Origin of the sequence: Pseudoalteromonas rubra (assembly GCF_000967655.1) — a bacterium.
GTDB lineage: Bacteria > Pseudomonadota > Gammaproteobacteria > Enterobacterales > Alteromonadaceae > Pseudoalteromonas > Pseudoalteromonas rubra_A.
In genome coordinates, this window is sequence record NZ_JXYA01000027.1 from 118,296 (window position 1) to 142,678 (window position 24,383).

The following is a 24,383-nucleotide window of genomic DNA, read 5'->3' on the forward strand; positions in this document are numbered from 1 at the left end:
CAGCCTAGTATAACCAAAGCTTGTGAACAAAATCACCTTTGTACCTCAATTTCAGCAAAAGTTAACATTATGAAAAACATCAAAAGTTGTCACTGGTTACTGAACAACCTAGATCGGGTGGTCGTACTCGATTGCGGCATGCTCAAACCCGGGACAAAAGGAAATTACGAGCCGCCGGGGATCATTGCCGGAGCACAGCGTTTTGATATTGGCCAAACCTTCAGCGACAGCGATGGTATATTTCCAAATACCATGTGTAGTGCCGAGCAGTTTCAGCAAGGTGTCAGAGAGTTGGGGATCAGCCAGCAGGATACTGTGATTGTGTACGACAACTTTGGCTTGTTCAGTGCCGCCCGTGGCTGGTGGATGTTTAAGGCCATGGGGTTTGAACAGGTTTATGTGCTGGATGGCGGTTTGGTTAAGTGGCTTGAGCTGGGCTTACCACTGGCAGCTGAGTATGCCCATACAAGCGAACCGGGTGATTTTGTTGCCAACCCCCAAACTGGCTATTTTATTGATAAAACAGCGGTGCTGGCGGCCATAGACGGCCCCGAGGTGCTATTACTGGATGCGCGCAGCCCGCAAAGGTTTAGTGGACAGGAGCGCGAGCCCAGAGCAGGCATGCGCAGTGGCCATATTCCGGGCAGTGCCAATGTGCATTATGCCAGCGTGCTGGATGACAGTGGTTTGCTAAAACCTAAGGCGCAGTTGCGGGCGCTGCTGAGTGAGGCGGGCGTCACCAACCAGGCCTTGCAGTTTAGTTGTGGCTCCGGGATCACCGCCTGTATTCTGGCCATGATTGCCGATGAATGTGGGTTTTATCCGTTATCTGTTTACGATGCGTCCTGGAGCGAGTGGGGGCAAGATTTGGACGTGCCGGTCGCAGCCCTTACCCCACAAAATTAAAACACCAGTTCCTGAAGCTCGCTGGGCTGATTGAGTGCAGGCAGATACAAAGTCTGCATATTTTTGGCACTGAGTGCACTGTGCAGCGGTAAAGTGGCAATGCCCTTGAGGGCGATATTGGCAACGTCCGGGGTTTTGACCAGACGCACCACCTGGCGTTCGCCAAACTGCGCAATGGATGGAATAAACGGGCGCAGTTCTGAGGTCAGCTTATCCAGCAGCCAGTCATTAATGTCGCCGCCTAAAATAATGGTCTGGGTATTGAGCACAGATTCCAGGCTGTGAATAGCTATCCGCATGGGTTCGGCGGCCTGTTCAAGCCAGCGCTCTATCACCGGGTGCTCCTGCAACTGGTGGTGCAGCTCTTCGGTACTGCAACCCGGGCGTCCCAGGCTCTGTTTAAGTGCACTGAGCGACGCAAAGTCATTAAGCCTGCCCAGCTCAGCGGTGTCTTCATCGGTTTCCGGGGTCACAAATAGCTCACCCAGCGCGCCGGTCAACCCATTTTGACCGAGCAGGATCCGCCGCTCGTAAACTACTGCCGACTCCACCTGATTGCCCAGATGGACATAGACAAAGCTATCCAGCAGCCGTGCTTCACCAAACAGCATTTGGTAACTGGCACAGGCAGATGCGGTGCTTTCGAGCGCGACGGGTACGGCCAGGGTATCCGCCAGTTGTTGCTGAAGCTGGCGGTTGTGAGCAAAAATCTCGACGCCTTTGAGGTGGCTAAGTTGTACCGACAAACCACAACCCAGCACCTGGGTAACGCTCAGGTTTGCGACGGTCAGTAACGTGTCTATCAGGTATTGGATCTTGTTGAGCAAGACGTCGTTGCTTTCGAGCCGGGTGTGCAAGCGGTTAAGCAGCTCGCCATTGAGGTAAAATAAACCGACTTCCAGTTCGCTATCAACAATGCGCACCGCCAGCGTATACGCGGCCCTTTTATTCAGCACCAGCATTTTCGAGGGCTTACCTGCGCCTTCGGATTTCTTAATGCCCGTTTCTTCTACCAGCTGCACGCTCAGCAGCTCTTCAACCATATTGGTAATGGTTTGCTTGGTCAGCTGGGTATTGCGGGCAATCTCAACACGGGAGATTGGCCCCTGTGTGACAATCTGAGAGAGTACAAGACGCAAATTTATCGATTTATTCTGTTTTGCGTTGGAGCCTTTCAATGTATTCGCCTTACTATTTGAATCTGATGTTGGGGCTGTATTGTGATATCGCCCCAGTGATTGTGCCGTATGTACCTGCTTATACAACACATTATCCCTGAACTAAGCCGATCATCTTACTCGATCATGAGACTAAACCGAATAAAAAATAATTAGTCAAACTAATTGACATAAATCATTTGTTGGCTGAATATGACTATAAATACAACAAAACTGATCCTAAATGCCAGTACAAAAACGGCGGCCAGGATGTTCGCATGTGCGAATTTTAATAATCAACAGCAGGATCTACTTATGTCTACAGGAACTCAGATAAAGGGTCATCGCCGTCGGGCGTGGCTGAGCGGGATGTTTACCGCTGCTGCGCTCTGTGCAACGTCGATGAGCTGGGCGGCACAAAGCATCGACTGGAGCAAGGCGGCAAAATCCAGTGATATCCACCTGAGCGAGCAGCAAAGTGAGGCGATTAAATCAAAAGATTTGACTGCTGCACTGGTCTGGCATGGTGCCAGTCCCTGGGTCGCGGCGGTATCGCGCGGGGCACGTGCCGAATTCGAAAAGTTAGGCATTAAAGTGGTGGCAGCAACCGATGCTCAGTTCGATCCAGCCAAACAAGTGGCCGATCTGGAAAACATCGCGGCACTCAACCCCGATATCATTTTGTCTTTGAGTGTTGATGGTGTCAGCACTAAGCAGAGTTATGCCAGGGCGATAGAGCGGGGCGCCAAATTGGTATTACTCAGCAACCCCATTCCTGGCTTTGAGCAGGGCAAAGACTTTGTTGGTATTGTCACTGACGACATGTTTGGCATGGGCAAGGCGGCGGCTGACCTGACGGCGGATGCGTTGGATAGCAAAGGTAAGATAGGCATGATCTATCACGATGCCAGCTACTTTATCACCAATAATCGCGATAACGCGTTTCGTAAAGGGCTAAAAGCCTACCCTGAACTGGATGTGATCATCGAAAAGGGCTTTATCAAAGAGCACGAGACCAGCAATGTGGCAGCGGCCATGGTATTACAACATCCGGAGCTTGAAGCCATTTATGTGTCCTGGGATGCTGCCGCCGAGGGCGTGGTAGAAGCATTGCGCTCGTTAGGCCGACGCGATATTAAAGTGATCACCCATGATCTGGGCGTTAATAACCTGCTGGATATGGCCATGGGGGGCAACGTCTATGGCACTATTTCAGATCGTCCGTTTGATATTGGGCAAACCATGGCGCGGCTGGGGGCGGCCTCCACACTGGGCTTGCCGGCACCGCATTTTACCTTGGTGCCGTTTGATACCGTGAAGCGAAACAATATTGCTGAGATCTGGCAGCAGGCGTTCCAGTCGCCTGTACCCAGGCTCCTGAATTTAGCGTTAAAACAATAAGGAATACCATGAGCGTTAATCAACTACCCTTGCAGCAGCTCAAGCTGCTGGCAGTAAAACGAGAGTTTTTTATCTACTATATATTCCTTGCAGTGATGCTGATTTTTGCCGTCGCACTGCATGACACGGGCTTTTTTAGCCTGACCAACTTTATGAACATTGTGCGCCAGACTGCACCCATCACCGTGATGGCGGTCGGGCTGACCTTTGCACTGGCTGTGGGCCACATCGATTTGTCGATTGGCTCTGTGGTGGCCTTATCGGCGCTGGTCGGGGCATTGCTGCTACAGCATGTGGGCATTCCGCTGGCGGTACTGGGGGCACTCAGTGTGGGCCTGATTGTGGGCCTGATCAACGGCTTGCTGATTGAGCGGTTGCAGGTTTCTTCCTTGTTGATCACCTTAGGCACCATGGGGGTGATCACGGGCTTATCGCGCCAGCTGACCAATCTGGAGTCTGTGCCAATCATAGATCAAACCTTTACCGCATTTTTTGGTGCCGGTGAGTTGTTTGGTATTCCGTCTTTATTTATCTGGACCCTGGTCATTGCGGCACTGGGTTATGTGGTTTTGACCAAGCTAGCCTTTGGTAAGCACTTACTTGCGGTAGGTGGCAGCCCTAAAGCAGCATTGGCCATGGGGATTAAGGTAACTCAGGTGCGTATTTACGCGCTGGTTATTTCTTCCATGGCAGCGGCACTGGCGGGACTGCTGTACGCAGGCCGACTGCACGGGGCGCGTTATACCCTGGGCGAGGCCGACCTGCTGACGGTTATCGCAGCCGTGGCAATTGGCGGCACCAGCCTGTTTGGTGGCCGGGCCTGTATCATCGGTGCCATTCTGGGTTCCTGGTTGATGGGCATGATCAACAACGGCCTGATCTTGTCTGGCTTTTCCACAAATGAACAAATGATAGCCCGCGGCGCGATATTGATTGTGGCAGTGGCAATTGGTGTCAAGGAGTTGAAAAATGGTTAGAAGTGCACTGGATCAAATCGCCCTCGAAGTCAGGGATGTACACAAGCGCTTTGGCGGCGTTCACGCCCTGAAAGGGGTCAGCTTTACCATCAATAAAGGCGAAGTAGTCGGCTTACTAGGCGACAACGGTGCGGGTAAATCCACACTGGTACGCTGTATCTCAGGGATCCACCCACCCGATGAAGGTGCCATCCTGGTGAATGGTCAGCCGGTCCATATCGATTCGCCGCTGGCGGCACGTGAGGCCGGAATAGAAACTGTGTTCCAGGACCTGGCCATGGTGCCTGAGTTCGACATCACTGAAAACCTCTTTCTTAATCGGGAGATCCTGCACAAGAACCCGATCTTACGTCGACTCGGCTGGCTGGATAAAAAAGCCATGGAAAAACGGGCAAAGAAAGCCCTCAACCGACTGAACAGCCGCATCCCGAGTTATCAGGAGCAGATCCACCGCTTGTCTGGTGGTCAGCGCCAGGCGGTAGCCATTGCCCGTGCCGTGAACTGGGGTGCCGACATTGTCATTATGGATGAGCCAACGGCCGCGCTGGGAGTGGAGCAAAGTGCCCAGGTCAATGAACTGATCAATGTGATCAGCTCGCAGGGCGTCGCGGTGCTGCTGATCAGCCACAATATGCAACATGTGGTCGAAACCTGCGACCGCGCCGTGGTGTTATATCAGGGCCAGTCGGTTGCGGATGTGTCGGTCAGTGATGTGACCAAAGAAGATCTGGTTGGGCTGATCACCGGGGCAAAATCCGCCGCGTAAAGGCACTCGCTCGCCGCCGAGCCGCGCTTAGTCGGCCATTAAGGCGAGTCTGATTTACCTGTGAGGTGCCAGAGGGGCACCGCGTTAACCTGAACCCATTTTAAAGCGGCGCACTGGCGCCGAGGGCTTTGTTTTGCCAAAAATCAGAGGGCAGTATGGATATTGAAAAGAAAGTAGCACAGCTTATCGACACACTTTCTGTTGAAGAAAAAGTCGGGCAGCTGTTTGTTCTGGCATTTGCCGGAGAGGATCGCGACTACGCTAAAACCTTGGTCAAGGAGCGCCATATCGGCGGCTTTTACATCACCGATGACAATGCCGCGAACCCCACCAGTGCCGCCCAGCTGGCACGCGAGTTACAACACGAAGCCTCACTGAGAGCCTGCGATGCGCCTTTGCTGCTGGCCGTTGATCAGGAAGGTGCCTGGGGGATCCTGACTCAGTATACCGATCTGGGTCCTGGTAATTTGGGCCTGGGCAAGGCCGATAATACGGCCCTTACCGCCGACATGTATCAGGTGTTTGCCGAGCAGATGCAGGAAGTGGGCTACAATACCTTGCTGTCACCCTGTGCCGATGTTAATGCCAACCCGGATAACCCCATTATTGGCCTGCGGGCCTTTGGCGAGCAGAGCCATCACGTTGCCCGGCATGTTGCCGCAGCGGTGCGCGGTGTACAGCGTAGTGGCAGCCTGAGCTGCGCCAAACACTTTCCCGGCCACGGCGATACTCACAGCGATTCACACCAGACCCTGCCGGAAGTCGACAAGTCTTTGCAGCTATTGATGCGCGAAGATTTATTGCCCTTCAAGGCGGCGATTGAAACGGGCGTACCGCTGATCATGACCAGTCATATCCGTTACCCGCAGATAGACTCCGATTATCCGGCAACCCTGTCTGCGACCATTTTACAGGGCATATTGCGCCAGCAGCTGGGTTTTGAGGGACTGATCATCACCGACAGCATGAACATGTGGTCGATGCGCAAGAATTACGCGCCCGCAGAGGCGGCGATTTTGGCATTGCAGGCGGGCGCCAATCTGGTAATGCTCAGTGAAGAACACTACGAAAACAGCACCACGCCTTATAAGGCCATTCAGGCACAAACCATTGATGGCGTAGTGGCTGCAGTGAAGCAAGGTAGCCTGCCTGAGTCTGTCGTCGATGCCCGTTTGCAGCAGGTGCTGGCCTTTAAATATCAGCATTTTGCCGCATCGTTACACACCGCACCCAGCGTGCTGGAAAGCGCCAATGAGCTGGCGCGAGAAGCGGCAGTGGCAGCCATCCGGGTTGTGCGTAACGAGCGCCAGCAATGGCCACTCGAAGGCCAGGCATTTACCCTGGCATTTGCCGCAGATCCCAAAGGGTACGACAACATAGTGAACAGCCGGGGAATAGGTCCGAACGACCCCAACTCGGCGCGGGATGTGATCCTTTCTACCCTTGCTGAGCGCGGACGGGAATACCGGCTGTGGCAACATGACCAACTGATGGCGGCGTTACAGGCACCTACTGAACCGCTGGCAGAGCCTCTGGTACTGATCACCGAAGACTATCCCTTACCCGGCGAAAGCTTTGATGTGGTGGCGCAGCAGCAACGTGTTCAACAGGCACTGCAAAAGTGGCCCGATAAAGTCATTGTGATCGCCATGCGCTCAGACTACGAAATAACGCAATATGCTGATTTATCAACTTATGTTTGCGCCTATTCAAGCAGGGCAGTCAGTGCTCGCGCAATGGCAGAGCAACTTTAAACAGATCAGAAAAACGAAATAATAAGTGCTTGACAATTAGTCAAAATGATTTGATAAATACTTAGTAATTCAATTTTACTAATAAAAAATGACAGTTTAATAAAAACACAAGCCTGTCGACTCACTGGGAATGAACGGCTTGGGAAAAGGCAAAGGGGAGAAGAGCATGAAAAATCAGGGCTCAAAGGTAAAAAGCAGGTATCTGAACAGTTATCTGAAATCCAGTTATGTCGCAGCCTGTGTCGCAACGGCGCTGTCTGGCATGTCATTTGGTGCCGCGGCAGAGCAACAGGAAGGCGCGAGTCAGGCAATGGAGACCATCGAAGTCAGAGGGATCCGCCGCAGCCTCACCGAGGCGCTTAACACTAAGCGTTTTGCTAACTCGGTCGTTGACTCTATCTCAGCGGAAGACATTGGTAAGTTCCCGGATAAAAACATCGGTGATGCGATGCAGCGTATTCCGGGTGTGACTGTGGTCAGAACCTTTGGTGAGGTCAGCGGCGTAACGGTTCGTGGTACTGCACCGGAGCACAGTATGGTACTGCTTAATGGTCAAAACGTAGCGAGTGTTGGCTGGTTTGACTTAGGCGGGATGAACCGTAGCTTTAACTTTGAGATGCTTGCATCAGAGCAGATCTCGGGCATGGATGTCTATAAGTCGGTGGAGTCGGACATTAACGAAGGTGCGATGGGTGGTACGGTGAACCTGAAAACCCGTAAGCCGCTGGAGATGGATTCGGGCACTGTGTTTGCGTCTGTTGAGAATGCCTATCACAGCAACGCTGAAGACTGGTCGCCGGCCTATTCCGGTCTGGCAAGTTGGAAAAATGACCAGGAAAACTTCGGTATCCTTGTCGCTTACTCCAATGAAGAGTCGAAAGTATATCGTGAAACCTTATCCACCTTCGGACCACCTGGTGCATCTGAGCTGGAAGACAGTGCCGGCATTTTAAGAAAAACCTCTTGCTGTGCCTCATCGATTATCTTTGATGAAGACAGGGAGCGCAGCAGCAGCCAGATAAGTGTTCAGTACGCGCCCAGCGATGCATTGACGCTAAGCCTGGATTACAACCTGTTTGAGCTGCAAAACGACCACGTTAACTCGGCGATGTTCGCCATTATGAGCTCGGGTACCTTACAGAGCGACACCGTCAGCGTGAATGAGCAGGGCATAGTTACCGGCGCCACCGTGCGCGCATCGGGCCCGGGTGGTGCGCCACTATTTAATAACAGCGTACTGCGCACACCTGATATGCAATCGGATGTACTTAACTTTACGGCCAACTATCAGGCTGATGCCTGGTCGGCAGACTTTGTACTGGGCCAGTCAACCGCCGAAGGCCGTATCGGTCAGACAAGTACCTGGTGGGGCGACATTACCGAGCGTGCTAACTCAGGCTTTTCTTACAATGTCGATGGGCCGCTTGAATTACAGCCGGTTAATTCAGACTACCTGAGCAGCCACGATAATTTAGAGCTGTTCCACGAATACACTTACATCAATTACGAACGCGACAATGAAATAGACTATATCCAGGCCGACTTCACCTTTGAGCTGGACTCGCCGGTGATCACCTCTATTCAGACGGGGATTAAGTTTCAGGAGCAGGTCTTTTCTTATCAGGAAAACAACCAGGATCTGAGCGTAGATGCTATCCGAGAAGGGGGCGAGCGACTGACGCTGGGCGACTTTAACGGCGGATTTGTCTCAGGCCTGCACAGTGCCGAGGGGCGCGCCGGCAGCCTATCTTCTTTCCCGATTGCGACCCGTGGCCTGTGGGACTACGCACGCAACAATGCACCTGGCACTGTCACGGTCAAAGATGCCTTCTCTATCGAAGAAGACATTGCCGCAGCCTATGTAAAGGCCAACTTCTCCGGTGAAGGGTTCCGCGGTAATTTGGGTCTGCGTGTGGTGGAAACCGACATTCTTTCTAAAGGCGAAATCAATGGCGTAAAAGGGGAAGTGGATAAAACCTACACCAACTATCTGCCAAGCCTGAACTTAGCCATCGACCTGACTGAAGACATGATCTTCCGTTTTGCCGCCGGTTCAACGGTATCGCGCCCAGATTATGATGACATGAAAGTGGCCGACATCATTTCCCAAAGCTTTAAAACGGCGAACGTGGGTAGCCCGGATTTGGACCCGTATAAGTCTGATCAATACGACATGGGGGTTGAGTGGTACTTTAACCCGTCGTCTGTGTTGGGTGCCACCTTGTTTGTGAAGAACATCAGTGACTACATTGAGCAAACGACCGCCGCTGAGTTTTATCCGGGATGTGGTGAAGGGTGCCTGGTAACGCGTTCACGTAACGTGGGCACGGCCGATGTACGTGGTATTGAGTTGCAATATCAGCATGCATTCGAAAACGGTTTTGGGGTGCAGGCAAATTACACCTATACCGACAGCAGCCGTACCGACTCGACCGGTAAGGAAACGCCGATTGAGGAAGTATCGAAAAACTCCTACAACTTGTCTGGTTACTACGAAAATGACCTGTTCAGCGTGCGCCTGGCGTATAACTACCGTGATAACTGGGTCAGACAGCTCAACGGCAGTGGCCTGGACAGCTCGAACGATGCCTATGATCAGGTTGATGCCTCTGTGGTCTGGCATGTAACAGACAACATAGACGTGTCACTGGAAGCGGTTAACCTGCTCAACGAAGCTCTGGTGCTAAGGCAGCCTACAGCAGGCAATATTGTGCATGCTGTGGACGAATTTGGTACCCGTTACTTTGTCGGTGCCAGCATTCGCTTCTAATACCGACAGAGCGCACGGCAGCCCGTACCGTGCGTTACTAAATTAAGGAAGCCCTGGCTTCCTTTAGGCCAGTTTGGTTTTAACTGGTCAATCCGCGCGTAGCCTGGCAAGGAAGGTTGCAAAGGTGCGCGGATAAGGGTGTAAGCGCGCGTTGCCCAGGCAAATATTGCTGGGTCCGCGCTGTGCACTCACACTTCTACTCGGTTAAGGCAAGTTTGCCCGGCTTGCCTTATTTCTCTGCTTTTTCGCCGTCACTTCTGCATGAAACCTTATTGCAATAAATTTTGTAAAAACAATTGACTTATTATTTGGTCAACGCTAGCTTGTATATTAGTTGAGCAAATAGAAATGCCCGTTTTGTGTGTGATGCAAGATAGGTTAGCTCACTACCTCAGCGATATGAACCCGGTATAGATAATTCATGCGGGTTTATTGGTAGGCGGCTTCGGGTTGGGCTGCGGTTGTTCATTAAAATTGTTGCTCTGATCGGGTTGATATGGCTGGGTTTGTTTCGATTAAAAAAATAATGAGGAAACACCTAATGAAAGTGAAAATGACAGGATGTGCAGTGGCCGTAATGTTAAGTTGTTCCGCGTCGGCGGGCACCGGCGTACAGGACTTTTTGGACAGCTTAAGAAACTTCGAATCGGGTATTAACCCTGCGCTTGCAGATTTTTATCTGGAGAATCTCGATAACCCGGTTTACAAATATGCCAAAGTATCGGCACCGGGACGTATGATCCGGGATTGTTCAACAGGCAGTATGATCCCGGAACCCACCACCATCAATCAGTTCTTCACTAAGCTGGGCATTGATGGCTTTTACAATGCGCAAACCCCCAATGACCCCGACATGTTCAAGAAGATGCAGTATAACTCCATGAACGCCTGGGGGTTTGTGGGGTATCAGCTGGGTGAAGCGGTACTTATCGATGCGGGCTACTACAGTCCGAAAGTCGTGACTGTGGATGGCACTGAGTACGATAGTTTTTATGTGTTTGTGGAAGACAGCACCTGGATTGGCTGTAAAACCGAGGCGCTGGTGGAAATTGTCGGCTCTGGTGGCAACAAAATTCAGGCTACCGACGTTAACCGCTGGGAAGGCACCTTTGTGGGCAAAAACGGCGTAAACTCGTTTGCCGATCTGCTGATCCCGGATAATCAGGAACTGGTGATGCGCGATGCCATGCGCTTTAACTATGGCGTGATGACCCAGCTATTGACTGCGGCCAACATGACCTGGGAGCAGGCGCTGGCGAAGAGCTGGCCAGACAAAGACGACAATGGCAACCCCATCACAGTTCAGGCGACTATGTCGGGTTTGCTGGCTGCGGCCCACCTGCGCGGTGCCTGGGGCACGGCGCGTTTGCTGACCAAAGATGAGATCACCTGTGACGAGCTGGGCACTTGTATCACCAAGTACGTTCATAAATTTGGTGGCTACAATACTATCTTCGACACCCCGGCGGACGATGTCATTGAAGGCTCAAAATACGATGAAAAACTCTCGGCAGGTTGGGGTAACGATTTAGTGCTGCCCGGTGGTGGCGTGGATGTTATCGAACTACATGAGCAAAGTGGCTCTGTGACCACAGTGCGCGATTTCACCGTGGGCGAAGACCGCATTATCCTGCGCGACTGGCAGGCGAGCGCACCGCTGAGCAACCTGTCTGTGTCGGATGTACCAGCCGGTGCCGAACTGGCGTTTGCCGGTCAGCGTGTGGTACTCGAAGGCGTATCAGCGGCGGCTGTGAACGTGAACACCGAAGCGGTGATCGCCCAGTCGGATATTTATGAAATTGCCTGGTCAGGCAAACAAAGCGTGACCGGCTTTAACCCTTCGCTTGATAAAATTCGGGGTACTGCCGGAATTGGCTTTAAGCACCTCAAAGCCTATGAAACAGACACTGCATTGGTCATCGGTGTGCAGGCCAAAGATGGCGGTATCTACAGCTCGGTTGAACTGGTCGGCCTGACGATTGCTGATCTGACGCCGGAAATGTTTGATAACGTGACGGGTGGTTATGACCGCCTGGGCTTTATCGTACCGCTGAACAGCCAGAACTGGGGCTGGAATATGGCACTGACGGTGAACAGCTTTGATCCGGCCAAAACCGTGATCAGCATGCCACTGTTCAACTACAGCTTCTCCATGCTGATCCTGACGCAGGAAGGCGTGGATACGGTGATCACACTGGATGAGACGGCCTCAAAAGGCGATCAAAAGCGTTTGGTACTGAAAAACACCGATGTGAATAGCCTTAGCGCGGCCAACTTTGACTTTGTCTCGGGCAACTTTACCGATGCAACCATTGATGTGCCGGTATTCTATGACATCACGGCCACGGTTGTAGGCACGGGCGGCAGCATTTCACCAGCCCCGGATGCCAGCGGCGTGATCAGTGGCAAAGGCAACACCGACTTCACACTGACCTTTGTACCAGACAGCGGTTACCGCGTTGCGACATTGAAAGTCGACGGCGTTAGCGTGACAGCGCAGTCAAGCTACACTTTCGTGGCACTGTCTGCAGCGCACAGTGTAGAGGTGACCTTTGAGCCAGGTAATGCCTGCCCGGCCCCTTGGAATGCAAACGACATCTACACCACCGGCGATCAGGTGACCTTTGAAGGTCAAACCTACCAAGCCAAATGGTGGAACCAGGGCAATAACCCAGCCTCACTAGGGCCTTGGGAAGCGATCGAAAACTGCCAGTAACCGGCGATGCAGTAAAATAAAAAAGCCATGGCACGCATAAGCGGCCATGGCTTTTTGTGCATTATGGTGTGGTGCCAGGTTTATACCAGTGGACGATCAGGCCAAACAGACTGTGCAAAGCAAGCGGGACGAGAAGGTTTTGATGGAGAAAAGCAGGGGGATAAAAACGCCATGGCGAGTTCACCATGGCGTATAAAGTGTGTCGCTAAATAAGGGTGTTACTTATGATACCCAAGACACGCTTCGACTTCGTTTTTCGAGCCTAAGATCACCGCCACGCGCTGGTGGATATGTTCCGGGTCGATATCCAGAATGCGTTGCTCACCGGTGTGGGCCAGGCCGCCGGCTTGTTCTACCAGCATGGCCATCGGGTTGGCTTCGTACATCAGGCGCAGTTTGTATGGCTTTTCCGGGTTTTTGGTGTCGGCCGGGTAGGTAAACAGGCCGCCGCGGCATAGTACGCGGTGTACATCACCTACCATGGCAGCAATCCAGCGCATGTTGAAGTTTTTACCGCGCGGGCCGGTGTCACCTGCCAGCAGGTCGTTGATGTAGTTTTGCATGGCCGGTTGCCAGTGGCGCTGGTTTGAGGCGTTGATGGCAAATTCTTTGGTGTCGGCCGGTACTTTGGCAAACTCTTCCGTCAGCAGGAAACTGCCGTGGGTTTTGTCCAGCGTGAAGATGCGGGTGCCTTTACCTGTGGTCAGTGCCAGCGTGGTGCACGGACCGTACAGGACGTAGCCTGCGGCAACTTGCTTGTGGCCTGGCTGCATAAAGATAGCCGGATCGGCCGGATCGCCGTCTTCTGGTGCTTCCATGATAGAGAAGATAGTGCCTACCAGTGAATTGATATCGGTATTAGAAGAACCGTCCAGCGGGTCGAATGCCACGATAAACTTGGCATCCGGGTTACCTGCTACCGTGCCTTCCTCTTCTTCCGAGGCAATGGCTTTCACATAGCCAGATTCCAGCAGAATGTCTTTAAGTAGCTGGTTAGACAGTACGTCGAGTTTCTTCTGAGTTTCGCCCTGAATGTTTTCATCCAGCGTTGAACCCAGCACGCCTGACAGCGCGCCCTGACCAACGCGGAAAGAGATTTCTTTACAGGCAGCCAGAATGGTTCGGATCAGTGAAACCAGTTCACGGGAACAGCCGTCTTCAATTAACACCGGTGGAAGTCTACGCATAAATTTTAGTCCTGATAACGGTTATGTTGCAGCCCTGATAGAGTGAGAGAGCAGGCCACAAACAGCGCTGAATTTTGTCCTAAATAACTGTATTTTGTATACGATTTAATATACAAAAGGGGTACCAGTCATCTAACCTCAAATAACAAAGATAAGAAAATGCGAAAAACACGCTTTGCACCTCACATGTTCTCGGCTTTGCTGCTGGCTATGATACCCCAAGCGCACGCTGCAATTAAGTCTATTGATGAATTTACTGACAAACTCAACCATTTTCCCGGGTTCTATGCGTTTTACAGCGACCCATCAAGTGGCAAGATTTATCTCGATGTCGACAAGCTCGCTCAGCCATTTTTGTTGCAGCACAGCCTGCCGTATGGCGTCGGCTCAAACGACATAGGCCTGGATCGGGGGCAGCTGGGCAGCACGTATCTGGTGCAGTTCGAGCGCTTTGGTGACAAGGTGATGCTGCGTGCACTGAATACCTATTTTCGTGCCAGTGCCGATAACCCGGCGGAGCAGCAAAGCGTCAAAGAGGCCTTTGCCTCGAGCATTTTAAACGGCTTTAAGGTGGTGGCCGAAGATGACGACAGCGTACTGATTGACTACACGCCTTATCTGTTATCGGATGTACATGGCGTATCTCGCACCCTGGCGGCGCGCAAGCAGGGCAGTTACAGCCTGGATGCCAGCCGCAGCGCGACTTATATGCCGCGTTCCAAAGCCTTTATGAAAAATACCGAGCTGGAAGCGGTGCTGACCTTTAAGGGCAGCAAGCCCGGTGAGTATGTGAAGCAGGCGACGGCGAACCCTTATGCGGTCACCGTCCACCAGCACCACTCGTTGATCGAACTGCCGGATGATAACTATCAGCCCCGCGCATTTCATCCGCAGTCGGGCTACTGGAGCATAGAGCATAAAGATTACTCGGCGCCGCTGAGCGAGTCTATGTATGTACGTTATATCCCGCGCCACCGTTTAAGCAAAAAAGACCCGACGGCAAAAGTGTCTGAGCCGGTTGAGCCGATTGTGTATTACCTGGATCCGGGCGTACCTGAGCCAGTAAAAACCGCGTTGCTGGATGGCGCGCGCTGGTGGGATCAGGCTTTTGAAGCTGCGGGTTACAAAAATGCTTTCCAGGTCAAAGTACTGCCGGAAAATGCCGACCCTATGGACATTCGTTACAACGTGATCCAGTGGGTGCATCGTGCGACCCGTGGCTGGTCATATGGTGCATCGGTGATCGATCCGCGCACTGGCGAGATCATTAAAGGTCATGTGACTTTGGGCTCATTGCGGGTGCGTCAGGACATCCTGATCGCCGAAGCCTTAGCCGCGCCATTTGTTAAAGGCGATGAAGTGACGGAGCGTTTGCATGCCATGGCGCTGGACCGTATTCGTCAGCTCAGTGCCCACGAAATTGGCCACACCCTGGGGATTGCCCATAACTTCTCGGCGTCGGTAAAAGAGCGTGCCTCGGTAATGGATTATCCGCATCCGCTGGTGGGTATGAACGAGCAGGGTGAGCTGGATATCAGTAAAGGCTATGCCACCGGCATGGGCGAGTGGGATACTCAGGTCATTAAGTATGGTTACAGTGACTTTACCGCACAAGACGAAGCTCAGGCACTGGCCGCGATTTTGGCTGAAAACAAGAGTAAGGGGCTGGAATTTATCTCGGATGCCGATGCCCGCCCGAAAGGCGGAGCGCACCCAACCGCCCACCTGTGGGATAACGGTGACGATCCGGCTGCTGAATTAACGCGAGTGCTGGATATTCGTCAAAAGGCGCTGGCCCGTTTTGGCCTGAATAACATCAAAACCGGTGAGGCTTTATCGCAGCTGGAAGAAAAGCTGGTGCCGCTGTATTTGTTCCATCGCTACCAGGTTGAATCGGCAGTGAAGCTGGTTGGCGGCGTAGACTATGACTACGAAGTGCGAGGCGAGCAGAGCCCGAAAGGTGCTCAGGTGGTAGCTAAAGCGCAACAGCAGTCGGCCCTGTCGGCCCTGTTGGAGACCTTATCGCCTGAGCAACTGATGATCCCTGAGTCGGTATTGGCGCTGATCCCACCCAAAGCCTATGGCGAGTATAAAACCCGGGAGAGTGTGAAAGGTCGCACCGGCCTGACGCTAGATGCTATGGCACTGCCGGAAGTGGCGGCGCAGCATACTTTGAACTTGTTGCTTAACCCTGAGCGATTAAATCGTCTGGCACAGCAGGAGGCCCGCAATCGCGCGCACCTGAGCAGCGACGAGGTATTGAATACTCTCTATCAACATGTTTTCCAGCCCAAAGCACAGCCGGGCATGGCGACTAAGCTTGCGCAGCGGGTGCAGTTTTTAACGGCTTACCGCCTGGCTGAACTGAGCAGCAGCGACAAGCTGGCACCAGAGGTGCAGGCGCAGCTGCGTTTTTACCTCAACCAGCTGGTGGAGCAATACAGCAACGACTCCTTGTTTGGTGGCGCCTCTAAAGCGGATGCATTCGAAACCTACCTGGCTGAGCAGGTGGCCCAGTATCTGAAAAGCGGCACATGGCCCGCGGGCTTTAAAGCCTTGCCAATGCCGCCGGGCTCGCCCATCTAAGCGTGTTTAGAGAAAAACCGGACTGAATTCAGTCCGGTTTTTTTATGCCCGCTCAGTTTAGACTTTTTTGACTAAGGTATTGGTGGTGATATGCGGGAAGGTGACGGACTGGCCCTGAATGGGGATCTCCATGGTGATATTTTGCGAGTACTGCAACTGGGTAAAGTTATCACTGCCATCGAGTGATTCCAGCCAGTAGCTGATGGCATAGCGGCTGACGTTGGCGTGCTGCTGTTCAAAGCCAATGTTGGTGACCGGAATGCCGGAGTGGGCGGTATCGACTTCCAGCAGAATAAACTTCTTAGGCGGCGAGACTTCCAGCGCGTTGGTCAGCGGCTGGTTGGGGTTCAGGGTAAAGTCCGGATTCAGGTTACCGACACTTTTAGTGCTGTACTGATCGGTGCTGACATCATGGGGCAGGCCCATGGGCAAGACGTCGCTCTTGCTCAGCATCGGTATGGTCGGTACGCCTGTGCCAGACTGGAAATGGCCGCTGGCGAGAATGGAGTTACCGTGGGGCACCGACATTTGCTTGATAAAGTTATAGGCTTGTGTGGGCGGCACGCTGTTGGGTACGGTTTCGCTGCCCAGACCAGGCTTTTCGCCATTGCCATAGGGGCCCAGCAGCTGCTTTTGGTCGCTCAGAAACAGCAATGAACCATTCTCGGCGTGCACCAGCTGATCTTTGGCCGGGCCATCGGCAAAGTAGACGCGCTGTTCATAAAACAGAGTATTGGCAACCTGAGTGCCTAACCCACCGCGGTTGGGCGCCGTACCGTGAATGGCTGAAAAGGTTAACTCTTCATAGTAAGCAAAGTTTTTCAGAATATAGCTGGCTTCCTGAGGCAGCGGCATCAGGCAGTACGAAAACGGTTTGTCTGTGCCACCCATGCCAGAGTTGCCTAGCGGCTGATTGGTCCAGGTGCCTATCAGATGTTGCAATGGCCCAAGCTCAGTGGTCGGGGCGGGTGGGTTATCCTGTGCCGGATCGATCAGTAGGGGCTTAGAAAGATCTGGGGGCGTTACGTCAGTCATGGTGGTGTCCTCATTTGTTGCTACTGGCATTTGGGTGCTTATCACGTATGCCATAGGCTGATCCCTTCAGTGACTGCACGAAGGCAACGGGATCCCTGGCCGCCTTCGTCTGTACTCAGTGATTTATGGTGTTCACGTTTTGTCGTGTCTCAGTCTTGTTCCCCATTCCTGTGCCTGTGTATCGATCGGTAGGCTGCCACATGCGCGCGCAAGTGTTGGTCTTGGCTGCTTTGATAAAAGCACCACAGCTGATCGCGATAACGTGTGGCGCACAATGGTGTGTCTGGATGTCTGTGGACGTTGTTGAGCGGCTGCTGTTCGCTCCAGCCCGCCTCGGCCATGGTGCCGTAGCCATTGCTGGTGGTATCTGCCTTGGCCGGGTCGTAAGACACGGGCAACTGGCTGGTGAGCACACCGGGAATCGAGAAATTGGCGCTCAAAAGTTGCTGACTGTTGGGGGCGTTATGGAACAAGTGCAGTACGCCATCGAGCGTGGCGGCGGCCAGCTGACCGTCACTTTGGTAACTGTGCTCTTGTGGCTCCGGCTCATCGGGCGTAAGTTTACTCGGTGCCTGCGAAAAATGGCCAATACCAAAGCCGTTAGCCGACCACTGATGGCTTACGGCATTGTCCTGAGGACCGGCATAGGCGCTGTTGCTGACATCGGTGACATTAAACTCGGCACTGTTGTAGCTCAGGCAGGCCAGTGCATTGGTGCTGCCTTCACAGTAAATCAACAAGGTATTGCTGCCCAGTGAGGCCAGAGTAAATGTCCCTTCTGGCCTGCACACCAGTGTTTGTGGCTGGCTTTGCCACTGTTGCTGGGCATAGCGCTGAGCCTGCATAGTGCCTTGCTGGTCGCGATACACCAAAAGCAGCTCGTGACTTTGCGGCAACACCTGAAGGGCAAGGGCCGATACACAGTCATCGCTGGGCGCAGTCAGGGGTTGCCAGCCCTGATTTGTCGTCAGCGTTTGCAACGTGATTCTCAGATCCTGGTCGCGATAGCCCAGCACCAGGGTATTACCCTGCGCACTCAGTTGCAGCTGATCTTTACAGTCTTCGTGCATCAGTAAGGGCACAGACCATATATGGCCATCAAAGCTGGTGCAATACAGGTGGCCGGGCTTGTCGTCCCGGGTATAAAACAAATAGAATAGCTCACCCAGGCTGGCGGCTTGCAGCTCACTGGCATGCTCAATGTGGGGCACACAAGCCGCGGGTTGCCAGTGCAGTGCCTCATCCCACAGAAAGCGGAAATAGTTGGCATGCTCGTCGTTTTTACCCAGGGTGCCGAGCGAGAAGTTTTCCTCTATGGTGCGCAGCAAGGAGTAATGATTGTAGCCCTCGTGTTGCTGCGACGGCGTCAGGGTATCGCCCAGTAACACCGTGTAAATCTGATTGGGTCCGTCGTAGTAATATTTGTACTTCTGGCTGGTATCGTAATCCGATTCAAAATCGGCCTCGTCATAGGTGACGACCACCAGGGTATTGTCGGGCAGCTTGCTGTCTGGGCCTGGGAAGTTAATCGACGCAAAGAATGACTTCAGCCAGTCGGCCTGCTGATCCACCAATACCGGCGCGCGCTCACCCTTAAGGTCATTGTCTTTGGTGCCAAGTAAGTAATGCCCGTCGTGCCACATATTGGGGGTAAACCAGGCAAACTCGGGCAGAGAGTCGTTGAGCAGGTCCTGATAAAACTGTGCTTCGTTGCCAATTTTTTGCCAGCGCGTTTCGCTGTCGAGGATGCGGGAAAACGATGAAAACGGGTCGTGCTTAAGCACATAGGGATAGCTATTTACGGGCGTGAAGTTGGTTGCTTTCCAGGGCGTCCAGCCTGCTACATAGCTTTCCATGTAAGCACGCCAGTCCAGGTTCTGGGCTGAGTCTTCAATCAGGTCGACCAGGGTGCGCTGGGGCAAACGCGGTGGCACTTCATCGTCGGTCACATTGCACAGCTCGCCTGCCAGTGACGCAATATAGTTGGTCTGCGACGGGTGCATCACGCCAAAGCTGTTGGTCAGTTCAATGCCTTGCGCGGCCAGGTTGCGCATGTAGGGATTATTCATCACGTAGCCGCGATACTGGTTTTCAAACATGATCACAATAATATGATCGAAGCGTCTTGTGGCCATATCAGCATCCTCCCGGACGGTCTTTGGCGGCAATATAGCGCCAGGTGGGTGTAGCGTTGCGCCCGCTGTGGTCGGGCAGTGGCACCCGCATCATACTTGAGGCCTTTTCCTTGAGCCCGAACATAGTGCCAACGGCGGCAACCAGTAAGTCTGGCTGGCCATTAAAGGCCAGATGAAGCTGATCCAGCAGCAGGCTCAGGGTCAGGTTAAACTCAGTGTCGAGCCGGGCAATCGCGGGGTAAGGCTGATAGTGTTCGGGTTGTGGGTTTTTCACCACGTTATAAACCTGGTGATAATCAATCGGAATAGCCGGACCGGTTGGTCCTGAGTTGGGCGTGTCGCCCTGGACATAGCGATAACCCAACAGCAGCTCATTAAAGCGGTAGTAATGGGACAGTTCTCTGGGTTGCATAAATAACTGATGGTCGCCGCTGCCTATGCCCGTTGTATCACCCAGCGGAAAGGGCTGATCCGGATCCCAGCATTCATCTGGCACCCCTTCGCCCTGTGCTATGATGGCATTGAGGGCAAAGTTGGCGGAGGCCAGGTCCGTCACTGGGGTGATCTCTCCGCCGCCGCCATAGTAATATTTATGCGCGATTTGCTTGTCGTGGCAGTCTGCGGGGAACAGCTCGGGGCCAATGCGGTTATGCAGCGTTTGCAAGCCGTTTTCAATACCGGCATAGAATTCGCCTATGGTGATATCCCCCTCTTTTGCCAACGCGGCCGGCATTTCAATGTTGAGGAAGTTTTGCAGTGCCTCAGGGCTGAACTTTTGCAGATCTGCCTCAAACCAGGTTTCGCCGTCAGGCAGCTTAGTCGGAAAGGTAGGTAGAAACTCTGGACTGTTAATGGCCGGACTACCTCCGGTGGCGATAAGCAGGTTCGCAGCATTGGTCAGATGGAACATCTCCTCCATAACAACCGAGCGGATCACTGTACAGGCACACTGGTTGGTCCCTTCCTCAATGGAATACAAGGCGGTGAGGTAGACTGGCAAGGTGGAGAATTCCAGTTCAATGGCCAGTTGCAGGTCGTAGTGCAGCTGTTCGAGCGTTTCTATCGGACGTTTTTGCAGTTTATGATACATGGCAGATCCCTCATTAATACTGGTCGAGTGCGTTTAACACGTTGTCAGCAGCCCAGAAGGTCAGTGCTGCCATGGTTAAAGTCGGATTGCTGGTCGCAATGGTGGGCATATTGCCGCAGCCAACCAGGTAGAGGTTGGGATGATCCCAGCTACGTTGTTCGCGGTTTACCACTGAGGTGTTCGGATCGTCGCCCATCAGGTGAGTGCCAACCAGGTGCCCGGCACCGTTGTAGACATACCCTTTGCCCTGATACTGCACATAACCCGGATCGTTGGCTTTATATTTGGTAAAAGGCTCTACACCCAGGCGCTGGAAAATGGCATCTGACACTTCTTTAGCCTGTGCCATACCGGCGCGGGTGTAGTCGGTGACCTTGTAGTGGATCACTGGCCGATAGTTGCCCAGCTGGTCCCGGTATTGATCGTCTATGGTGACGCGATTATCGGGGTCGGGGAGCTGCTCTACCAAAAAGCCAAAACGGAACATGCGCGGGTACTCTTCGGCGATTTTGTGGCGCAAGGCCGGGCCAAATAAGTTTTGCTCATCGATAAGCTCAGGCACGGTGGCAATCGGCGCGCCTTCTGGCCAGCTCCAGCCCCAGTTACCTATCTCAATACGAAAAGCGGCTTGCTCGGCGCGAAATGCCCCGCCACGCAGTGAAGGGATCCCGGAGGTTGAACCCGGGCCTCGGAATGCGCCGATTTTGCAGGGCATCAGGCCCCAGGTCAGCATAGTTGGGTGGTCCATCAGGTTGCGACCGACCTGATCGCTGGAATTTGCCACATTGGAGGCCAGCAATAGCTTGGCGTTTTCGACGGCGTGGGCGGCCAGCACCACCACTTTGCCTTTGACCGTTTTATCGTCATAAGCCGCGGATTGGGTAGAGTGGTAGCGTTTATAGTGGACCTTAGAGATGTTCTGCGTTTTGTGATCCACTTCCAGGTTGTAGGCCACCGCCTGGGTTTCTATGGTCACATTGCCGGTGTTTTTAGCTTGCTCCAGCGTTTTTAAAGCTGAGTACTTGGCCTGAATAGGACAGATTGGCACACAGTTAGAGTTACCCGCACAGCGCTGACCCAGATCTGGGTTGCCTACTGCACCCACAGGGCGATAATCCCCCCGCGGCATGCCGTTGCGCCCTTGTGGGGTGGCCACCACATCAATGGGGTAGGGCTGGTTGTCAATTTCGACTTGCATGCCCTGAAGTCCTTTGGCCAGGTACTGATCTAAAAAGCTCTGCGGAATTTGCTCCATCGGGTAATCGTAATTTGCTTCAAACGGCAGTTGTACGCTGGGGTTATCAATCTGCTGATAGGTCTGCACATCGGCATTGGCCGAGACCCCAATATGTTGTTCCGCGATTTCGTACCAGGGCTGTAAATCCTGATAGCTGATGGGCCAGTCTCGGCCACGGCCAAAGCGCGTGTTCAGCTCAAAGTCTTCGGGCAGCATGCGCAGGCAGGTGCCCAACCAGTGCAGCGTGGTGCCGCCCTCGCTGCGGGTGTAGGTACTGGCAAACGGATCCGGACCATACTGGACAAAATAGCCATGATCACTGACGGGTTTATCCAGCGGTGGCTTTTGAATATCAGTCACTAAAGGTTGCGGGGCATTGGGGTTGTTGGGATAGGGTGCGTTGGGGATCTTGGCCATGGCAGTGAAGAAACGCTCCATGTATGACTCATAGCCCTTTTCTTTGCCCTGATCGAAGAAACGTCCATCGGTGCCCGTGCCAGCTTCCAGGATCAGCACTTGTTTGCCTTGCTCACCCAGTTGTTTGGCCATAATAGCGCCTGCAATACCGGCCCCGACGATGACCACGTCGTATTCTTTATGATGATGTGTCATGTTGCTGTCCTAATCCAGGTTGAGAGGTTTGGCTGATTGGCCGGGAAAGGCCCAGGTGCCGTACCCAGGTTGTTTTGCTCCCATGGGGTGACTACCCAGGGCATTCCACACCAGGCCCTGAATATAGGCATTGCTGGAGATCACATAGTCTTCAACGGGCTGTTTATCCGCACTGAAATCGTCAACCCCGTACAGGGCATTCCAGTCGGCAGGCAGCTGATACCAGATGGAGAGATACCACATCTTGATGATGTTTCTGGCAACCGGACCAAGTTTGGCGCAGTTCCAAATACGGTCGTAAAATTGTGCCTGGTTAGATTCACACTCAAGCGAACCAATCTCCTCAGCCCGGTGATAAAGTTCCTGTATCACGTCCTGACGCACCCATTGGCTGAGTGTTTTGCAGTAAGTGGGACCCACGCCTGTGCCCTGTAATTCGACCTCGTCGTAGCCGGTCAATGTGGCACTGAGGCGATAAAAATCGGTCAGTCTGTACATAAGTTTGCCCCTGATAAAGTGATGAGAAGAATCGGCGAGCGGCACACATCAGCGGAAGGCGAGAAACACGGCGGATAGTCGGTTGTTTACCGGGCAAGTAACGGCGCATGGTACTGTGGATACCATGGCAACAGATTTGAGAAAGTGGTTCGCACATATTTTGCCCCTTCCTTGTCAGTAGAGCGATACTGCGGCATCCATGCTGACAATCGATGGCCCGAACGGCCCTGATGTGCCTGTTGGGCACATCAATCACGATAAAAGCAAGCTTAAACGCGCTTGACGGGGCACGCTCAGGCAGGCTTTTACCGCTCATGTATTACATCTGATCAGGTATAGTGGCTGGTTGTTGTTTGTGCAAATTACACTCTATTACACAAAGCACTGCTGCTTGATAAGCTCCGTGAGGATCTGCTGACTGGGTTTGATTTTTTCCATCGCCAAATATTCATCGGGCTGGTGTGCCTGGGCAATTGAGCCTGGTCCCATCACAATCGTCTCGCAACCAAGCTGCTGTAAAAAGGGCGCTTCTGTACAATAATTTACGGCCACGGCCTGCTGACCTGAAATTTTTTCAGCCAGCGTCACCAGTGCGCAATCCCGGGTGCCATGAAAAGCAGGGATGGGGTCATGTAAGTCAATCACTGACACGCTGTCGGGATAACGCGCATTGATCGGGGCAACGGCCTGCAGTAACAAGGCCTGTAGCTCTGCAATGCTGAGTCCCGGCAGGGGGCGTAAGTCAATATGCAGCTCGCAGCAGCCACAAATTCGGTTGGCGTTATCGCCGCCGTGAATATGACCTAAATTCAAGGTCGGGTACGGAATTGTAAAATCCTCAAGTGAATATTTATTCTTTAAATCTTCTTTTAACTGTAACAGATTAGTAATCACCTGCTGCATGATCTCGATGGCATTTAGGCCGCGATCCGGATCGGAGCTGTGCCCGGAGCGCCCTGTGATCCGAATCGCCGAAGACATATGCCCTTTGTGGGTATAAACCGGCACCATATCGGTGGGTTCACCTATGATACAGCGCTCTGGCTTGAGGTTACTGTGGCGTGCAATCTCCTGTGCGCCTGCCATGGTGATCTCTTCATCTGCGGTGGCCAGGAGCATGATTGGCGCGCTCTGCTTAAGATCTTTCAGCTCCTCCAGTGCTTGCAACACAAAAGCAAAAAAACCTTTCATATCAATACTGCCTAAGCCATATAAGCGGTTGTCTTGTTCACTGAGGGTGAAGGGATCAAAGTTCCAGCGGCTGTCATCAAAGGGCACTGTGTCTGTGTGTCCGGCCAGCATCAGGCCGCCGCTGTGCTCTGCCATGCCCGGCGGACACCGTCTGGCGAGTAAATTGAACTTGCCCGGCGCGGCGTGGAGCTCGGTGATTTCGGTACTAAAACCCAGTTGCTCACACCACTGCGCAAGCAGTTCAATGACCGCCCGGTTGCTTTGATTGAGACTGGCATCGAGTGCGCTGACAGAAGGGCGCGCTATCAGTTCGCGGTACATGGTTTTAAAGTCGGGTAGAGACATAGTGTTTATCCTAAAAAATA

At 53.0% G+C, this 24,383-nt stretch carries 16 protein-coding genes; 8 read left to right on the forward strand and 8 right to left on the reverse strand.

The features are described 5' to 3' along the window. The first annotated feature begins 69 nt into the window (after positions 1-69). Positions 70-906 (forward strand): sulfurtransferase, encoded by an 837-nt coding sequence (locus TW77_RS12855; protein ID WP_046005379.1) that lies wholly within the window; start codon positions 70-72, stop codon positions 904-906. On the opposite strand, the gene TW77_RS12860 is transcribed toward TW77_RS12855, so the two are convergent. Next, positions 903-2,045 carry an ROK family protein gene (locus TW77_RS12860; protein WP_240479487.1) on the reverse strand — a complete coding sequence of 381 codons (1,143 nt, stop codon included), beginning with the start codon at positions 2,043-2,045 and terminating at the stop codon, positions 903-905. The two genes, TW77_RS12855 and TW77_RS12860, sit on opposite strands and share 4 nt — an antisense overlap. 333 nt (positions 2,046-2,378) lie before the next feature. Between TW77_RS12860 and TW77_RS12865 the strand changes: the two genes are divergently transcribed. The 6 genes from TW77_RS12865 (at position 2,379) to TW77_RS12890 (ending at position 12,447) form a co-directional block, all read left to right on the forward strand. Then, positions 2,379-3,464 carry a substrate-binding domain-containing protein gene (locus tag TW77_RS12865; protein WP_240479488.1) on the forward strand — a complete coding sequence of 362 codons (1,086 nt, stop codon included), beginning with the start codon at positions 2,379-2,381 and terminating at the stop codon, positions 3,462-3,464. Positions 3,465-3,472: 8 nt separating this feature from the next. Beyond that, a complete protein-coding gene (locus TW77_RS12870) occupies positions 3,473-4,441 on the forward strand; it encodes an ABC transporter permease (RefSeq protein ID WP_046005381.1) in 969 nt (322 codons plus the stop codon). Then, positions 4,434-5,207 (forward strand): ATP-binding cassette domain-containing protein, encoded by a 774-nt coding sequence (locus TW77_RS12875; protein ID WP_046005382.1) that lies wholly within the window; start codon positions 4,434-4,436, stop codon positions 5,205-5,207. Before TW77_RS12870 ends, TW77_RS12875 begins: the two co-directional genes overlap by 8 nt. A 155-nt stretch (positions 5,208-5,362) precedes the next feature. Next, positions 5,363-6,961 (forward strand): glycoside hydrolase family 3 protein, encoded by a 1,599-nt coding sequence (locus TW77_RS12880; RefSeq protein WP_046005383.1) that lies wholly within the window; start codon positions 5,363-5,365, stop codon positions 6,959-6,961. A gap of 166 nt (positions 6,962-7,127) precedes the next feature. Beyond that, positions 7,128-9,731 carry a TonB-dependent receptor gene (locus tag TW77_RS12885; protein ID WP_046005384.1) on the forward strand — a complete coding sequence of 868 codons (2,604 nt, stop codon included), beginning with the start codon at positions 7,128-7,130 and terminating at the stop codon, positions 9,729-9,731. Positions 9,732-10,272: 541 nt separating this feature from the next. Beyond that, positions 10,273-12,447: a carbohydrate-binding protein gene (locus TW77_RS12890; RefSeq protein ID WP_046005385.1), complete on the forward strand. Its 2,175-nt coding sequence runs from the start codon at positions 10,273-10,275 to the stop codon at positions 12,445-12,447. Between the two features lie 218 nt (positions 12,448-12,665). On the opposite strand, the gene TW77_RS12895 is transcribed toward TW77_RS12890, so the two are convergent. After that, a complete protein-coding gene (locus TW77_RS12895; protein WP_046005386.1) occupies positions 12,666-13,634 on the reverse strand; it encodes a class 1 fructose-bisphosphatase in 969 nt (322 codons plus the stop codon). A 159-nt stretch (positions 13,635-13,793) separates the two neighbouring features. Between TW77_RS12895 and TW77_RS12900 the strand changes: the two genes are divergently transcribed. Further along, positions 13,794-16,220, forward strand: coding sequence for a zinc-dependent metalloprotease (locus TW77_RS12900; RefSeq protein WP_046005387.1), 2,427 nt, complete (start codon positions 13,794-13,796; stop codon positions 16,218-16,220). A gap of 57 nt (positions 16,221-16,277) precedes the next feature. Here the strand turns inward: TW77_RS12900 and TW77_RS12905 are convergent, their stop codons facing one another. From TW77_RS12905 to argE, 6 genes are all read right to left on the reverse strand, one after another. Beyond that, positions 16,278-17,255, reverse strand: a complete 978-nt coding sequence (locus tag TW77_RS12905) for a heme-binding protein (protein ID WP_046005468.1) — start codon at positions 17,253-17,255, stop codon at positions 16,278-16,280. Positions 17,256-17,404: 149 nt separating this feature from the next. Further along, positions 17,405-19,390, reverse strand: a complete 1,986-nt coding sequence (locus tag TW77_RS12910) for an alkaline phosphatase family protein (RefSeq protein ID WP_046005388.1) — start codon at positions 19,388-19,390, stop codon at positions 17,405-17,407. Position 19,391: 1 nt separating this feature from the next. Then, positions 19,392-20,480 carry a ferritin-like domain-containing protein gene (locus tag TW77_RS12915; protein WP_046005389.1) on the reverse strand — a complete coding sequence of 363 codons (1,089 nt, stop codon included), beginning with the start codon at positions 20,478-20,480 and terminating at the stop codon, positions 19,392-19,394. 13 nt (positions 20,481-20,493) lie between these two features. Continuing rightward, on the reverse strand, positions 20,494-22,329 hold the full coding sequence (locus TW77_RS12920) for a GMC family oxidoreductase (RefSeq protein ID WP_046005390.1): 1,836 nt from the start codon (positions 22,327-22,329) through the stop codon (positions 20,494-20,496). 9 nt (positions 22,330-22,338) lie between these two features. Next, the gene (locus TW77_RS12925) at positions 22,339-22,827 is read right to left on the reverse strand and encodes a hypothetical protein (protein ID WP_046005391.1); all 489 of its coding nucleotides are present in this window, start codon (positions 22,825-22,827) and stop codon (positions 22,339-22,341) included. A gap of 372 nt (positions 22,828-23,199) precedes the next feature. Then, positions 23,200-24,363, reverse strand: coding sequence for an acetylornithine deacetylase (gene argE / locus TW77_RS12930; RefSeq protein ID WP_046005392.1), 1,164 nt, complete (start codon positions 24,361-24,363; stop codon positions 23,200-23,202). Positions 24,364-24,383: the final 20 nt, after the last annotated feature.

What these genes read in the sequence shown, in the direction of transcription:
- TW77_RS12925 (WP_046005391.1), bottom strand. Translation starts at nt 22,827, where the DNA reads ATGTACAGACTGACCGATTTTTATCGCCTCAGTGCCACATTGACCGGC.
- TW77_RS12855 (WP_046005379.1), top strand. Translation starts at nt 70, where the DNA reads ATGAAAAACATCAAAAGTTGTCACTGGTTACTGAACAACCTAGATCGG.
- TW77_RS12900 (WP_046005387.1), top strand. Translation starts at nt 13,794, where the DNA reads ATGCGAAAAACACGCTTTGCACCTCACATGTTCTCGGCTTTGCTGCTG.
- TW77_RS12920 (WP_046005390.1), bottom strand. Translation starts at nt 22,329, where the DNA reads ATGACACATCATCATAAAGAATACGACGTGGTCATCGTCGGGGCCGGT.
- TW77_RS12880 (WP_046005383.1), top strand. Translation starts at nt 5,363, where the DNA reads ATGGATATTGAAAAGAAAGTAGCACAGCTTATCGACACACTTTCTGTT.
- TW77_RS12910 (WP_046005388.1), bottom strand. Translation starts at nt 19,390, where the DNA reads ATGGCCACAAGACGCTTCGATCATATTATTGTGATCATGTTTGAAAAC.
- TW77_RS12890 (WP_046005385.1), top strand. Translation starts at nt 10,273, where the DNA reads ATGAAAGTGAAAATGACAGGATGTGCAGTGGCCGTAATGTTAAGTTGT.
- TW77_RS12870 (WP_046005381.1), top strand. Translation starts at nt 3,473, where the DNA reads ATGAGCGTTAATCAACTACCCTTGCAGCAGCTCAAGCTGCTGGCAGTA.
- TW77_RS12885 (WP_046005384.1), top strand. Translation starts at nt 7,128, where the DNA reads ATGAAAAATCAGGGCTCAAAGGTAAAAAGCAGGTATCTGAACAGTTAT.
- TW77_RS12865 (WP_240479488.1), top strand. Translation starts at nt 2,379, where the DNA reads ATGTCTACAGGAACTCAGATAAAGGGTCATCGCCGTCGGGCGTGGCTG.
- TW77_RS12915 (WP_046005389.1), bottom strand. Translation starts at nt 20,480, where the DNA reads ATGTATCATAAACTGCAAAAACGTCCGATAGAAACGCTCGAACAGCTG.
- TW77_RS12875 (WP_046005382.1), top strand. Translation starts at nt 4,434, where the DNA reads ATGGTTAGAAGTGCACTGGATCAAATCGCCCTCGAAGTCAGGGATGTA.
- TW77_RS12895 (WP_046005386.1), bottom strand. Translation starts at nt 13,634, where the DNA reads ATGCGTAGACTTCCACCGGTGTTAATTGAAGACGGCTGTTCCCGTGAA.
- argE (WP_046005392.1), bottom strand. Translation starts at nt 24,363, where the DNA reads ATGTCTCTACCCGACTTTAAAACCATGTACCGCGAACTGATAGCGCGC.
- TW77_RS12905 (WP_046005468.1), bottom strand. Translation starts at nt 17,255, where the DNA reads ATGACTGACGTAACGCCCCCAGATCTTTCTAAGCCCCTACTGATCGAT.